Genomic DNA, 14,907 nt, shown 5'->3' on the forward strand with positions numbered 1-14,907 from the left:
TCTTCGCACGGTATATCTTGTTAAGTTGGCAGCACCGCCAGCAGTCCGATGAACGCACTTTAGGCGGATTATTCTTGTCCATGTGTGATGAGCTTAGCAACTTAGAGTGGGCAGTTGCCTTGCAGCAATTGCTTGAGATATGAATGATGTTTCAAAAAAGGTAAAGAAATTAGTCGTGAAGCTAATCAAAAGTCAACTACAGCACTGGTTTGCAGGACTACCCAGCTATATCAAGGCTTACCTGCCAAATTTGTGCTGCGAAAGTTGAGTTATATTAAAAATAGACTATCTACGGATAGTCTATTTTTAATACTAGCTGTAAGCAATCGTAAGAGCAACCTGACAGTGAGGGTAAAGTCGCGGTAGTAGTTTGACAGGACGATGGCATGCATGATTAGTTAAAAGCCACCCCATAATAATACAAATACGACGTATAGAAAAGATAAAGATTGGCAAGTCTTATTTATTAGGAATTATCCAAAATAACAACTGAGTTTGCACAATAGAAAGGGAGTTAAATACGGTGAAAAGTAAAACAATTCGAGAATCGGCGGTTACGATGTCTATGGTGATGATTCCTCATCAAGCAAATGTTGCAGGAAATGTTCATGGTGGCGAAATAATGAAGATGATGGATAATGCTGCCTATGTAGTGGCGCATAAGCATGCCCGTGCGAATGTTGTGACAGCTAGGGTAGATGAACTGATATTCCATCAGCCAATATATGTCGGCAATTTAGTAACTTGCCACGCTTATTTGACGTTTGTCGGTAAATCTTCGATGGAAGTTTCAGTCGTTGTCGAAGTGGAGGATCTTTATAAAGAAGGTTCGCGAAACTGTGCTTTAACAGCATTGTTTTCAATGGTCGCACTGAATGCCGGCGGCCATCCAATGTCCGTGCCTCCTTTAGAGTTGACAACAGATCAAGAGAAGGCGGTTTTTGAGGAAGCTAGTCAAAGATACGAAGCAAATCGAAACAAAAAAAGAGCATGTATTATACCCAAAAGCGTAACTTAAGAAGGTAGAGCCCTTAGCCGAAAATCCGCGAATTTTGCGGTTTTTTTTTGTTTCCCGCCTGACATGGGCTATTTCAGCATTTTAGAAGGTGACACGTGCTTATATTTTTTAAACAGGCGGCTAAAGTAGTTGCTGTCATTAAACCCGACAGCCAAGGCAATCTCGGTGATATTAAGATCACTTTCCCGTAACAGGGTCACCGCTTTGTTTAAGCGAAGATGGTTGATGTATTCAGTCGGTGATTTGCCAGTGAGGTTTTTAAACAGCCGGCAAAAATAGTGGTCGCTCATATTGGCCATGGAGGAAAGCTGACTGAGGCTGAGTTTTTCCGTGTAATAACAGTCCATGTATTCTAACACTGGGCTAAGGCGATCTAAGGTTTTGCGCTGACGGTCCTTCTCGGTCTCACTGATCGTTTGTTCCCCATAAAAGCGCAGCAGCAAAACCAGGATGCGATAAATGTACGCTTTAACAGCCAGTTCATATCCCAGTTCCTGGCGATAGTATTCGTCGATGAGATGACGCACCTCCGCCAGCAGTTCGTTATTCTGATCGATCTGATTGCGGAAGAGAATCCTGTTTTGCACTAGGGGCGTCATGTATTTAGTCTGGCATAAATCTATCTTGTTGCTATGAATGAATGAAAGGTCAAATTCCACTACGTAATAAACAAGTTGTGGGGATAAATTTTCGCCATAGTGTAAGTCATTACTATTGATGATGATTAGCTCCCCGGGACCGACCCTAATGGGACGGGAATTGCAGTAGATCAAGGCTTCACCTTGCTCAAAATAGAGTAGCTCAAAATTCTCATGCCAGTGGCACTCGATAACAGTCCCTAGTCGCTGGTGTTCGCTGCGGTGGATGTCTACTGGAAAATCGCGGTTTATACTATGGTCACACTTCAAACTGTTTTTGGCGATATTCATAAAATCACCTCTGTCAATTTTGTGCTATATTCTAACAACATTGTTCATGAACCATAAGGTATTTATAAGTACAATAGTATCATATCCAATATTTTCATAGCAACTTCATGCTAATATCCTAAACCACTACTTTGATCCGATGACCAAGCCGCTCTAAGACTCCCATCTTCTACAAGTGGGAGTTAAGAGCGGCTAAGTCCCTGGATAAGGTCGACTAAACTTCAGATGGGGTTAAAACCCCACCTGAAGCTAAGTCTTACTTTATGTGAGCCCGCTGATTTTTGTTAGGGTTATATCATACTTTGGCTGTGATGTATGTTCATAAGGGGGAGAATGATGGCCAAAATTGCTAAGATTATTGCTCGAGACATTATAAATTTTCGGGGTAATCCTACGGTTGAAGTAGACGTGGTTCTGTCGGACGGAACAATTGGCCGTGCCACCATACCCGCTTACATTTCTCGCAGTTTGTATGAAACGGTAGCAGTCCGTGGTGGCAGTAAAAGGGGATGCTTTGGTCAAAACACAATGAAGGTGCTGGAGATTGTAAATAATATAATTGTGCCCAAGGTTGTGGGTATGGATGCTCTAGACCAGGCAGGGGTTGACCGTATTATGCTGGAGTTGGATGGCATGTACAACAAAGAGATTGTAGGTGCCAACACCAGCCTTGGGGTCTCTTTGGCTGTCGCGAAAGCGGCTGCTGCCTCGCTCAATATGCCACTCTACCGGTATCTTGGCGGCTTTAACACCAAGCAAATGCCTGTGCCGATGGTGAATATTTTAAGCGGGGGAAAACATAACAGCAACAATCTCGATTTTCGAGAATTTATGATTGTGCCAGTGGGAGCAGGTTCTTTTGCTGAGGCTATTCGGATGTGTACTGAAGTTTACTATACACTAAAAGGTATTCTTGAAGATTGTGGTCGGAGCACTTACATTGGCGAGGCTGGCGGTGTTGTTCCGAACTTAGCGTCCAATGAAGAAGGGTTGGCTGTTCTTCTCGGAGCCATTAATAAGGCTGGCTATAAGCCCGGTAAACAAATTGCTCTGGCTCTTGATGTGGCAGCCACGGATTTTTTCGAAGACGAAGCATATAATTTGCCTGGAGAAGGATTTATTAAAACACCGGTTGAGATGGTGGAATATTACACTAGACTAGTAGACGAATATCCGATAATCTCCATCGAAAATGGCATGGCGAGAGATGATCGTAAGGGCTGGGAGTTGTTTTACCGGCGGCTGAGCGGCAAAATCCAACTGGTGGGTGATGACCTTTTTGCTACTAATATTGAGCGATTAGGGCAAGGCAGCGACAACAAAATCGGAGACGCCATCCTGATCAAGGTTAACCAGAGCGCCACACTTTCTGAAATCCTCGATAAAATTATAATTGCAAAAAATGCTGGATATACCTGCATTATTTCCCACAGCTCAAGTGAAACAGAAGACACTGTGATTGCGGATATCGCCGTAGGTGTAAACGCTGCTCAAATAAAAGGAGGTGCACCGGCTCGTACCGAGCAGGTTGCTGTGTATAATCAGCTTCTCCGTATAGAAGAAGAATTGGGGAAGGTTGGGAGTCGAATGGAAAAGAGTTTGAAATATAATTTGGGTATTTACAAATAAAACCAGGTACTGCTATAATATGGTTAGTTTGATCTAACTAATAAAGAGAGGCTAAAGGGAAAGAAGGTGAAGGATATAATGGAAGCGGAAGCTTTAATTGTAAAATACATAGATATTCTATCAGAATCCATGCGGCAATCCACGAGGAAATATAAGGAAGAAGCAAATGGCGGAGAGTTGTTTAATTTAACTATTACACAACTGCATTATCTACATGCGATTAATGAAATGGATGGCCCTACCTTTAAACAGTTGGTAGAAAAGTTTAATGTCCAAAAATCTACTGTCACGGACATCGTTAACAGATTAATCAAACGTAATATGGTTTATAAGCAGCAGTCGGAGGAAGATTTACGAGTTTTTCATTTATATTTAGCGGAAAAAGGGAAAGAGTTGTTAGCGATTGAGAGCATGGGTTATTATCATTTTGCCTGCAGGATGACAAAGTGTCTTGCTGATGATGAGACAAGACAGTTTACAGAGCTCTTAAGAAAAATTGTTACTGACATCGACAAATAAAAATTTAGGCATATAGTTAGTTAGGTGTAACCAACTATAAAACGGACTAATTATTCTAGGGAGGCTTTTGAAATGAATGTAAAATCGTATGCAGTATTGGCTAGTCTAATTATTGTTCTGATAACAGCGAGTATAGCATTTGCGTCTGCAGACCAAGCAGAGGCAGTCAGTATGCCGCAAGCTCTATTAATTACAAAAGGTACAATCATTAAAGTTCAAGCAGTGGATACCATAAGTTCCCAACAAAAAAAACAAAATGACAAAGTTCATTTTAAAGTCATAGAAGACCTTACGATTGGGGACGTTACAATAGTTCCGGCTAATACTGAGGTAGCGGCCATCGTAACAAAAGTAAAAAAAGCTGGTCCTTGGGGCCGCGATGGGCAGATTGAAGTTACCTTCTCAGAGATTAAAACAATGGAGGATCATGCGTTACCTGTAACCGGTACCCTTCAGTTACTAGGTGGTAAACAAAATTTTTTAGTAAAATATTCGTTGGGCGGGATCTTTATAAAAGGAAAAGAAGCAGTGATAAAGGCTGGAACACCGGTAAATCTAAAAATTAAAGAAGATACGCAAGTCACCAGAGCTGAGTTGTCCCCTAAGCCCAATGACAATGATTAGCTACGACTACAAAAACATAAACTACGGAGAGCGGGAACCTAGCAATATCTACCTGATGACTGGTATCAGTGGAATATTAGTTTTTCTGCATGAAGATTCTAGGGGGGAATTAGCTTGCATAATGAAAAATCTATTTCTTTTGATTCCTATGAGAAAATGGCTGAATACTATTTTGAATTTGTAGATACTAAACCTTTTAATGCATATTATGAAAGGCCGGCTACCATATCATTACTTCCGTGCGTTAAAGGAAAAAAAGTTTTAGATGCTGGATGTGCTGCAGGTTGGTATAGTAAGTGGCTAATTGAACAGGGAGCCGAGGTTACAGCATTAGATTTTAGTCCTAACATGATAGAGATGACCAAAAAGCGAGTTGGAAATAAGGCTGACGTTGTAAGAGCTGATCTAAATGAGCCACTAAACTTCATTGCAGATAGGTCTATAGATATTGTACTATCATCTTTAACACTTCATTATCTTAAAGACTGGAATATCGTAATGACAGAGTTTGGTAGAATACTCAAGCACTCCGGTTTCTTAGTTTTTTCTGTGCATCATCCATTTATGGATTTTATATATTTCAATAGAGAGAACTACTTTTTAACAGAACTTTTAGAAGATGAATGGGAAACTAATAAAGAAAAAGTAAAGGTTCAATTTTATCGAAGGCCTTTGTGTAAAATCATCTCGTCTGTAATTGAAGCAGGATTCACAATTGATAAATTAATAGAACCTATGCCGACAGAAAAATTCAAAGAATTGCAACCTAAAATATATAAAAAATTAACCAAAAATCCTCACTTCCTTTTTTTGAGAGCAAGAAGAGGGCTACCAGACTGGGCTTAAGAACCATAGTCACAGAATAGTAAAGTTACGCAAGCTGGCACCTTTTTCGAAGGTGTCAGCTTTGTTTTTTGAGCTTGTCCCCTGGTCGGCGTAAAATATTTTTTCCAGAACAAGGTTTTTGTCGTCAAAATATCGAAAAAAGATGTAATCACAGTAGTATTGTCATGTAGAGTCGAAATATTTAAGAGAAGAGGTATTTTGGTGCAAGCTTTGGCATTGTGGCTAGACAAAACCTTGAGCAGAATTTTACTTGCTTTGCTGATATTTGTAACAGGTTTATTACTTGCTGTCGGTTTTATTACTAATAAATTTGAAGCAAATATCTATGATTACCGCCGGCAAGAGCTCAAGCGCATTGCTGAGGTTGCGCGGCATTCGATAGAGCCTGTTATTGTACAGTACCGCACCGGGCTATTGTCACGGCAGACCGCGTTAGACAAAGTGCGCGACAGTGTCCGGACTATGACTTATAGTGATATTTTTGGCGCAAACTATGTGTTTATGAGCTCTTACCAAGGCATAATGCTTGTGCAGCCCTTTGAGCCAAGGTTGGAAGGCAGTGATCAGAGTCAACTTAAAGACGCGCACGGTTTGCCGATCATATCCTTGCTTATTGATAAAGCACGTCAAGGTGAGGGCTATGTTACCTACGATTATCATCCACCTGGACGCGCCCAGCCGCAACAAAAGGTTTCTTATGTAGTAGGCATTCCTGAGCTTGAAGCTTATATCGGCACAGGTATGTATGTAGAAGATATTCAAACAAGCTACAAAAAGTTCCTGTTGCAACTTCAGGGCGTATTCCTGCTCTTCTTTTTACTGGTAATGGGGGCGCAGTATACCTTGCTGCAGCCGATGTTTAGTAGCTATCAGCGGTTAATTCATGCCTTTGACCGGCTAAAGAATAATCCGGAGGAAGCCCTGATGCTTTCTCCATTAATCTACCGTAAAGGTTCGGAAGCCGAACGGCTAATTACCGGCTTTAATGCCATGCTGACCGATATGTGGGCAAAAAATGTGGCCATGCTGCAGGCGCATGAGGAATTAACCCAAAGCCACGAAGAGCTAACAGCCGGTAATGAAGAACTTATCGCTTTGTACACGCAGTTAACAGCAGCTAATGAGTTGCTCCAAAAAAGCGAAGAACGGTACCGCTTGGCTATGGAAGGTGTTAACGATGTTATTTATGATTGGGATCTGCGTACAAATAAAATAGCGTTATCAGAGCGCTGGAACGATATACTGGGTCTGTCTGCCGCCGAGGGTGTTGACATTCATACACATTGGGAAGCAAGGATACACCCGGAGGATAAAGCCGTCCGGGAGCAGGCGATGACCGAGCATTTCGCAGGGAAAACGCCGTTTTATTCTGCCCAATATCGTGTTATGAACCAAGCGGGAGAATATCTTTGGGTATTATCACGGGGAAAAGCTCTGTTTGATATAGCGGGCAGGGCAATCCGTATGGCAGGTTCTTTTACTGATACCAGTGAGCATAAACGACGGGAGTCAGAAATCTGGAGATTGGCCTACCGGGATCCACTAACCGGACTTGCTAATCGGAGGTTGCTAACCGAACGGTTGCGCAGCGAACTGGTAATGGCTCAAAGCGGTCAAGGCAGCGGCGCCATGCTTTATCTTGATCTGGATAATTTTAAGCTTGTTAACGACTCTTGCGGTCATATGCAAGGCGACCAACTCCTTATTGAAGTAGCAGACACGCTTGTCAGATTAGTGGATGAGCACCATTTAGTAGCCCGTTTGGGTGGTGATGAATTTGTTGTATTGCTGACAGATGTTTGTCAGGCCGCAGATATAGCCGAGTATGCGACAAACCTGCTCAGAGCCCTAGCTAGAGAAGTTAATTTGTGTGCCCATCCTTTCTTTCTGTCGGTTAGTATAGGTATTGTATGTTATCCGCTCGACGGCACTGAAGTTGACGAAATCCTAAAAAATGCCGATACAGCGCTCTATGCAGCTAAAAATGCAGGTAAGAACGGCTACCGCTTCTTTGAAGCTTCCATGCACGAAACCCTGATTCAAAAACTCAACATGGAGCGTAGTTTGCGGGCAGCAGTCAGTAATGAAGAGTTTTTGCTGTATTTTCAGCCTATAGTATATTTGGCAACAGGACGGATTTCCGGATTTGAGGCCTTATTACGGTGGAATAATCCCCAAAGAGGCCTGGTATCCCCGGGAGAGTTTATTCCGCTGGTGGAAGAGTCGGGGCTTATTGTCCCGATTGGCAAATGGGTTATGCAGACGGCCTGCGCGTTTGCCCGCAAATTGACTGATATGGCTTATGCCGATACTTATGTTGCCGTTAACGTTTCAGTTAAACAGCTTGCCTGTGATGATTTTGTGCCGATGGTTAGGGCAGCCTTACACGAGGCAGCTTTACCGCCTACGATGTTAGAAATTGAGATTACCGAAACAATACTGATGAATTCGGAATGCTTTAATACCAATATCGCCAAACTCAAGGAGCTAAAAGATATCGGAGTCCGTATTGCTCTTGATGATTTTGGGACAGGGTATTCCTCGTTAACGTATCTGAAGCAATTGCCCATTGATGTCGTAAAGATTGATAAGGCGTTTGTGGACGATTTGACCGCAGGCGGGAAAAATGTTCCGCTTATGGGCTCTATTATAGCTCTGGCGCATAACTTGGGTCTCGAGGTAGTGGCCGAAGGTGTGGAGACAGAAGAGCAGTGTAGCTTGCTGCGGGAGTGGCAGTGCGATTCTATCCAGGGCTATTTAATCAGCCGCCCTGTTCCGGAAGCAGTGGCGTTGGAGGGCATCAGCCTTCAGGACAGAGAATAGATAACCCGGCAGCCGAATTATGGCTGCCGGGTATTTTCCTAAGATATGGACGTGCGGGACATAAGCATAGTCTATTTTGGCGGGTTTGGGAAGTAACATCAGAGAATAAGGGTCATATCAAACCACTGAGATCCACCATGCGTTGATTTTGAGATTCCGTTATTCACATAACCAAATGACTCATAGTAATGCACTAACCGATCCTTACACGTCAGAATGACGTTTCTTCGACCGGTATTCTTGGCTAGCTGAATAAAATGATTCATTAACTGAGCCGCAATTCCCTGTTTACGATATTCCGGGATTACGTCCAGTCCAAAAATAGTTTGGTTCTTACCATCTGGTATATGGTGCTGCGTGCTATGAAATAGTTCATCATAGATAATGGAACTGTTGGTGACACATCCGTTGATAAACCCAATCAGAATTCCATTTGCTTCAGCTACCAAGAAGGATTCGGGGAAAGCCGCAATCCTTTCCTTAAATGATTCCCGCGATGCAGCTTCTGCCGGAGGAAAACAGACTGCCTCTATCTCAGCTACACGGTCCAGATCTTCTGGACGAACTCCTCGAATCGTTACTTCTAGCATACGGTATCCTCCTATTTTATAATCTCAAGAATTGCAAATTAGCATCAAAATCCATTATATCACGGATCGCTAGTAACCGTCTCCTTGTACTCTTAACAAACATATAATCTTTTGTAGAAAAGGGTTTGTTAGTACTAAGTCGAATAATATTGATTCATAAAAGTCGAAATAGTATTGATTTATAAACAGTGACAGGAGATTACTTCAATGATCACCTTTTGCGAAAAGATAAAGGGATTGTTTTCGTATAATACAATTCCCGGTTTTACTAGACTACTGTTATTGATATCTAGCAGTGTGCTTACACTGTTTTTTTACATTTTTGTTTCACAAGAGGTTGAGACAACACGCGGTTACATCCTTAAAAACTTTGAACAGACGGTCAATATTCAACAGAGTATGATCGAGAATTGGTTCAATAATCATGCCGGGCAGGTAAAAACGTTCGCTGAGCTGCAGTCGACGCAAGACGGTGATGCAGAAGCAATAAAGAAAAATATCGAGGCAGTTTTACGTAACAACCCGGAATTTTGGGGGTTCTCTTTTATCGATGTAAATGGCTGGGCATACGAGGGAACTAACGTTTCAGACCGGGAGTACTTCAAGCAGAGCTTACTCGGAAAGTCGTATACTTCAGATATTCTGTATGGGAAAGTCACAAATAACCCGCTTATTGTCTTTTCATCTCCTGTTTTCGACCGCGGTGGCAATGTTATAGGAGTAGTTGCCGGGGGAGTAAGATTAACCACGATTAGCAAAACTATGGAACAGTTTCAATTTGGGTCGACAGGCGAAAGCTATCTTGTTGATCGTAACGGAATGATGGTCACGTCAACACAACTGGCGAGTGATGCTGCTGCTCGTGGAATGCCAAATACGAATGGGCGTATTAGTGTAAAAGGGACATACGGATTTGAACAGGCAATACAAGGAAAGTCGGGGTCGGAAGTATACACAGACTATCGCGGCCAACGTGTGTTCGGCGCGTTCTCCGCAATTGGAAATCCCGAGTGGATCATAATTGCCGAAGTAGATGAGGCTGAAATTTTGGCCCCACTACACAAAAAGCTTAGCATATTAGGCTTGGTATATCTCGCTTTATTAGCTATTTTAGTCTATTTGATCACCGCTTTTACACGAAGAATAAACCGACCGGTTTTTGATCTAGTAGCAATGGCTAATAAAGTAGAGAGTGGAGATTATGGTGCAGTATCATCCCAAGAAGGCTCATTTTCAAAAGCTCCTCAGGAATTACAGTACTTGAACAAGGCTTTTATTTCCATGTCGCAAGAATTAATTGCCACTATCGATGAACTGAACCAAGTGAATCATTTACTCGTAGAGGCAGAAGATAAATTCCGGAGTCTTGTAGAGAATTCCCTTGTTGGCGTTTCTTTTTTACTGGACGGGAAGATAACGTATTTAAACCCAAAGATGGAAGAAATGATTGGCTATACCACGGAAGAAGCGAAACAGTTGAGTAGTTTTCTTGAATATGTCCATCCTGATGATAGGGAACTAGTTCGGGAGAAACTTCGCAAGAGAATGGATGGAGAAACAGGTCATTTTAATTATGAGATTCGCATTCTTCGCAAAGATGGTTCGATCATCGATGTTTATATACTTACTAGCACCTGTATAATCAATGGGAAAAAGGCTATTTTTGGAAGTATGATTGACATTAGTGACCGAAAAAGATGGGAAAGTACACTAGAGTATGTTAGTTACCACGACGCCGGAACAGGTCTATATAACCGGGCTTACTTCGAACTTCAACTTAATCAGATGGCTACCTCTGACCGGGATATTGGTATTATTATGTGTGATGTGGATGGGTTGAAAATAATTAACGATTCATTGGGCCATTATGCTGGTGATGCGTTATTAAAGGCAGCAGCACAAGCGATCTCATTTGATGATAGACGAATTATTTCGGCGCGAATTGGCGGTGACGAATTTGCTCTGCTAGTGTGGGATGCTACAGAAGACAGCATGAAAACGTTGCGTAATAATATTGCCGCTAACATCGAATCGTATAAAAGAAGTAAGGGTTCGCTACCGTTGTATATTTCCCAAGGCAGTTGCTTAGGGAAAGGGTTTAGGGTACATGAGGTTTTACGTCAGGCTGATGATGACATGTATCAAGAAAAAAATACCAACCGGATGAAAAACAGGGAGCGGGTAATGCGGTATCTAGAAGTGTGCCCGAAGGTATATTCTAACAGGTAATACTATCTGTAATGCACAATAAAAGCGATATCTCATAACCTACCGAGAGATCGCTTTTACTTATTTTATTCAATTGCATCCCGAGAACATAAATCTAGACATAATAATATAGGGTACTGCAATAAAAGCTATTTTTGAGGGCACTTCTCTGGGGAGAGGAGGCAGATTTTGATTAAATTGTTTAAAGAAAGGACGCTATTATGGCCTATAAATTAGTCTGTATTGATGTTGACGGGACGCTTCTGAATAGTAAGCATAAGATTACCAATAGAACGAAAGAAACATTATTGAAGGCACATCAGCTAGGTGTTCATATTGTGATAAGTACGGGAAGAATGTATACTGATGCCGAATATTATTCTAATCTTATTGGTGTGAAGTCCCCGGTGATAGCATCAAACGGAGCTTTCATAAAGGAAAAAGATAATGATAAAGTGATTTACCAGGATGTTCTTGGCGAAAGTTTATCACTAGAATTGCTGGAGACATTTCGTAAACACAACACAAAGCCATATTTTTGTACTCCTCATAAGTTTTATTATGGAAATTTTATGTTTAAGCTTTTTTATATTGCATCTAAAATATTAGGCACGAGAAGCAACAAACTAGATATGGAATATATTTTTTCCTGGCAACAGTGGCAAAAAGTATTGAATAAAGAAAAAGATAATATTGTTAAATGTGAAATTATATATAGAGATACAGCTTTGATTAGTGATTTGCGGAATGAACTGAAAAATATTAAACAGTTAGAAATCGTTGATTCTTCAAAATATAATATTGAAATTACCCGCAAAGGGGTCTCAAAAGGAAAAGCAGTAGCAATGCTCGCATCTTTTTATGATCTGAAGCGTGAAGAGATAATAACCATAGGCGATAGTGAAAATGATTTATCTATGATAGAATATGCCGGTTTGGGTATTGCAATGGGAAATGCTTTGGATACTGTGAAAAAAAAGGCTGACTATATAACAAGTTCTAATGACAATGAGGGAGTAGCCAACGCAATAAATAAGTTTATTTTAGGAAACAGATTTTAAAAGAAGAGAAGCCGCTTGTGATTAAGTCACAGGCGGCTTCTCTGTCAAGCGAGACACCGGTATGCTTCGGAATGCCTTAAAAGCGAATACACATGAACTGTAGGGAGAATAGTAATTTAGGAGGTGTATTCCATTCCAAGCCATTGGCCTAGTAGATAGTAGTCAATAGCTGTATCATGGTTGATGATACTTATTCACTTACTTACCAATAAACTCCTGAACCACGTATACATCTCCACTCGAGGTGCTTACTACACCTACACCAACCTCAGTGTAACTGGAGTTAAGAATATTAGCGCGGTGACCTGAGCTATTCATGAACGCAGTTTCGGCAGTTGATACGCTGGTATTGACTGCTAAGTTTTCACCGGCCGTTTTGTAGCTAATGCCGGCTTTCGTCATACGGTCAAACGGGGATTGGCCTTCAGGGTTGTAGTGTGAAAAATAGCCGCGGTTAATCATATCCTTTGCATAGTTGCGTGCTAGGGTAGTTAATTGAGAGTTCGATTTTAGTGCCGGAAGTCCATTTTTTGCGCGGTCCTGGTTAAGAAGCTTTAACGCTTGTTGCTCATCCGAAGCAGAACTAGTAGTAGTTTGCGACTGGCTGCTCGATCCTGTGCTAGTAGAAGGCGTGGTGCTCTTAGTTGAGTTGTCTGAAGATTTACCACCATGGTTTGTAAGCGCAGAAATCAATCCAATGGCAACAATCCCGGCGATAACGCCGGTATCAGCCTTATCATCATGCAGTGTATCATTGACTGCTGTTTCGTCAGCGGCTTCCGCCGCATAAGCGGAGGTCATAAGTGTACCCCCGAAGGAAGTGGTTAAAAGCGAAATGGCAATAATGCCTGAAACGACTTTCTTTTTAAAATTGAGGTTCACATGCATCCACCTTTCGTTGTTTTATAGGTAACTAGGTATTAGATATTCGACAATTTCACCGAATGTCCTGTTTACATAACAAGGTATATTTTGTTAGACTCTAAAATATCACATAAATTTCCATTTATAATAATAGGCTGTGGTTTCAAGCAGCGCATAGTTTATGCATGTTTGTATAGTCGCTACGCTATTTAGTGGAATGAACAAATATACGGCAATATGGTATAATAGTACAGGTAAGTTAGCCTGTTGCTTTAGGTAAACTCGCCTGCACATCGTTTTTGCCACTGGCTTATTTTTATCTAATGTTACGTTGAAAAGGAGATAATTAGTGGAACTACTTGCAATACTTCTCAGCCTACTCTTACTCATGTACTTTGCCTTCCGTGGTTACTCCATCATTTTGTTTGCCCCGTTGTTTGCCATTTTGGCAGCGACGGCGAGTAATTTTAGTCTTATGCCTGTATATACCGAAATCTTCATGACTAAAGCGGCCGAGTATTTTAAAATGTATTTTTCAATTTTCTTATTGGGAGCCGTTTTCGCCAAAGTAATGGAAGACGGTGGAATGGCCCGGGCAATTGCCGGAGCGATTGCCGGAAAGTTGGGCAAAGAGAATGCTATACTTGCGGTATTATTGGGGTGCGGTGCTCTCACGTACGGCGGTATCAGCGTATTTGTCGTCGTTTTTGTTATATATCCGTTCGCTGCAGCCCTTTACCGGGAGGCCAACATTCCCAAGCGTTTTATACCTGCTGCCCTATGGCTGGGGACCTTCACCTTCAGTATGGGGGCTTTTCCGGGGTCGCCCCAAATTCAAAACATCATACCAACAGCCTTTTTTGGTACTACAACTTGGGCTGCTCCCTTAACGGGCGTAATCAGCGGGTTAGCAATCTTTTTTTCAGGGTGGGCTTGGCTGTTATATCGACAGCGCCAAGCAGCTGCCCGGGGTGAAGGTTACGGTTTACACACACTGAATGAGCCGGAGAAGACTGAGGAGCACCAATTACCTAATCAATTTCTTGCTGCCCTTCCGCTTATCCTAGTGCTAATTGCAAACTTATATCTGAGTAATCCCTTCAAATGGTCCTGGGCATATCAATGGAACGAAGATATCCTCGTACCTTTCAAAGTTTTAAAGTTATCACTATTGAGTACTGGCGTAGATAAAGTACGAGCAATCTGGTCTCTTAATATTGCTCTAATTCTAGGCATACTTCTTGCACTCTTCATTGGGCGCAGGCAGTTTCACAGCAAGGGGGGAATTGCTGCTTCACTCAACAGTGGCGCAATCGGCTCACTTGTAGCGGTCCTTAATACCGCCTCCGGGTATGGTTACGGCAGTGTAGTGGCTAGCCTCGCAGGCTTCCAAGTAATTAAGTCTTTCTTAATGGAGATTAAACTAGGGGCAGGTCCGCTGGTATCGGAAGCCATCACTGTCAATATTATGGCAGCTATTACCGGCTCGGCATCAGGCGGCTTAACAATTGCGCTTGGTATGCTGGGTGCAGATTACCTTGCTTGGGCACAGACTGCCAATATTTCACCTGATGCATTACATCGTTTTGCGGCCTTGGCCTCCAGCGGATTAGATTCTATGCCTCATAACGGCGGTCTCATCACTGTTATGGCAGTGTGCGGCTTAACACATAAAGAGTCATACTATGATCTCTTTGTTATTACAGTTATAAAGACAGTGCTTATATTTATATTCATTGGGTTGTATATAGCAACCGGGGGTCTATAAGGGAAACTGTTATGTACTGCTCACGTTA

General features: G+C 42.0%; 12 protein-coding genes. 9 read left to right on the forward strand and 3 right to left on the reverse strand.

Annotated features, from left to right (window positions below; genetic code table 11):
* The first annotated feature begins 523 nt into the window (after nucleotides 1-523).
* Nucleotides 524-1,018: an acyl-CoA thioesterase gene (locus VN447_RS03150; RefSeq protein ID WP_325522725.1), complete on the forward strand. Its 495-nt coding sequence runs from the start codon at nucleotides 524-526 to the stop codon at nucleotides 1,016-1,018.
* A 68-nt stretch (nucleotides 1,019-1,086) separates the two neighbouring features.
* Here the strand turns inward: VN447_RS03150 and VN447_RS03155 are convergent, their stop codons facing one another.
* A complete protein-coding gene (locus VN447_RS03155; RefSeq protein ID WP_325522727.1) occupies nucleotides 1,087-1,947 on the reverse strand; it encodes an AraC family transcriptional regulator in 861 nt (286 codons plus the stop codon).
* Nucleotides 1,948-2,283: 336 nt separating this feature from the next.
* Between VN447_RS03155 and eno the strand changes: the two genes are divergently transcribed.
* From eno to VN447_RS03180, 5 genes are all read left to right on the forward strand, one after another.
* Nucleotides 2,284-3,576: a phosphopyruvate hydratase gene (gene eno, locus VN447_RS03160; protein ID WP_325522803.1), complete on the forward strand. Its 1,293-nt coding sequence runs from the start codon at nucleotides 2,284-2,286 to the stop codon at nucleotides 3,574-3,576.
* Nucleotides 3,577-3,654: 78 nt separating this feature from the next.
* Nucleotides 3,655-4,095, forward strand: coding sequence for a MarR family winged helix-turn-helix transcriptional regulator (locus tag VN447_RS03165; RefSeq protein WP_325522729.1), 441 nt, complete (start codon nucleotides 3,655-3,657; stop codon nucleotides 4,093-4,095).
* A gap of 72 nt (nucleotides 4,096-4,167) precedes the next feature.
* The gene (locus tag VN447_RS03170; protein WP_325522731.1) at nucleotides 4,168-4,719 is read left to right on the forward strand and encodes a hypothetical protein; all 552 of its coding nucleotides are present in this window, start codon (nucleotides 4,168-4,170) and stop codon (nucleotides 4,717-4,719) included.
* 114 nt (nucleotides 4,720-4,833) lie between these two features.
* Nucleotides 4,834-5,565 (forward strand): class I SAM-dependent methyltransferase, encoded by a 732-nt coding sequence (locus tag VN447_RS03175; protein WP_325522733.1) that lies wholly within the window; start codon nucleotides 4,834-4,836, stop codon nucleotides 5,563-5,565.
* A gap of 201 nt (nucleotides 5,566-5,766) precedes the next feature.
* Nucleotides 5,767-8,388: an EAL domain-containing protein gene (locus VN447_RS03180; protein ID WP_325522735.1), complete on the forward strand. Its 2,622-nt coding sequence runs from the start codon at nucleotides 5,767-5,769 to the stop codon at nucleotides 8,386-8,388.
* Nucleotides 8,389-8,486: 98 nt separating this feature from the next.
* On the opposite strand, the gene VN447_RS03185 is transcribed toward VN447_RS03180, so the two are convergent.
* Nucleotides 8,487-8,978 carry a GNAT family N-acetyltransferase gene (locus VN447_RS03185; protein WP_325522737.1) on the reverse strand — a complete coding sequence of 164 codons (492 nt, stop codon included), beginning with the start codon at nucleotides 8,976-8,978 and terminating at the stop codon, nucleotides 8,487-8,489.
* Nucleotides 8,979-9,185: 207 nt separating this feature from the next.
* On the opposite strand from VN447_RS03185, the gene VN447_RS03190 reads away from it, so the two are divergent.
* On the forward strand, nucleotides 9,186-11,207 hold the full coding sequence (locus VN447_RS03190; protein WP_325522739.1) for a sensor domain-containing diguanylate cyclase: 2,022 nt from the start codon (nucleotides 9,186-9,188) through the stop codon (nucleotides 11,205-11,207).
* Between the two features lie 200 nt (nucleotides 11,208-11,407).
* The gene (locus VN447_RS03195; protein ID WP_325522741.1) at nucleotides 11,408-12,247 is read left to right on the forward strand and encodes a Cof-type HAD-IIB family hydrolase; all 840 of its coding nucleotides are present in this window, start codon (nucleotides 11,408-11,410) and stop codon (nucleotides 12,245-12,247) included.
* A gap of 198 nt (nucleotides 12,248-12,445) precedes the next feature.
* Here VN447_RS03195 and VN447_RS03200 read toward each other — a convergent pair whose 3' ends face one another.
* Nucleotides 12,446-13,129 carry a CAP domain-containing protein gene (locus VN447_RS03200; RefSeq protein WP_325522743.1) on the reverse strand — a complete coding sequence of 228 codons (684 nt, stop codon included), beginning with the start codon at nucleotides 13,127-13,129 and terminating at the stop codon, nucleotides 12,446-12,448.
* Nucleotides 13,130-13,460: 331 nt separating this feature from the next.
* On the opposite strand from VN447_RS03200, the gene VN447_RS03205 reads away from it, so the two are divergent.
* Nucleotides 13,461-14,879, forward strand: coding sequence for a GntP family permease (locus VN447_RS03205; protein WP_325522745.1), 1,419 nt, complete (start codon nucleotides 13,461-13,463; stop codon nucleotides 14,877-14,879).
* Nucleotides 14,880-14,907 lie beyond the last annotated feature (28 nt).

The sequence above is a fragment of the Sporomusa sp. genome (assembly GCF_035561155.1).
GTDB lineage: Bacteria > Bacillota > Negativicutes > Sporomusales > Sporomusaceae > Sporomusa.

Coding starts and splice junctions, on each gene's coding strand:
- VN447_RS03155 (WP_325522727.1), bottom strand. CDS start 1,947: ATGAATATCGCCAAAAACAGTTTGAAGTGTGACCATAGTATAAACCGC.
- eno (WP_325522803.1), top strand. CDS start 2,284: ATGGCCAAAATTGCTAAGATTATTGCTCGAGACATTATAAATTTTCGG.
- VN447_RS03165 (WP_325522729.1), top strand. CDS start 3,655: ATGGAAGCGGAAGCTTTAATTGTAAAATACATAGATATTCTATCAGAA.
- VN447_RS03170 (WP_325522731.1), top strand. CDS start 4,168: ATGAATGTAAAATCGTATGCAGTATTGGCTAGTCTAATTATTGTTCTG.
- VN447_RS03185 (WP_325522737.1), bottom strand. CDS start 8,978: ATGCTAGAAGTAACGATTCGAGGAGTTCGTCCAGAAGATCTGGACCGT.
- VN447_RS03190 (WP_325522739.1), top strand. CDS start 9,186: ATGATCACCTTTTGCGAAAAGATAAAGGGATTGTTTTCGTATAATACA.
- VN447_RS03195 (WP_325522741.1), top strand. CDS start 11,408: ATGGCCTATAAATTAGTCTGTATTGATGTTGACGGGACGCTTCTGAAT.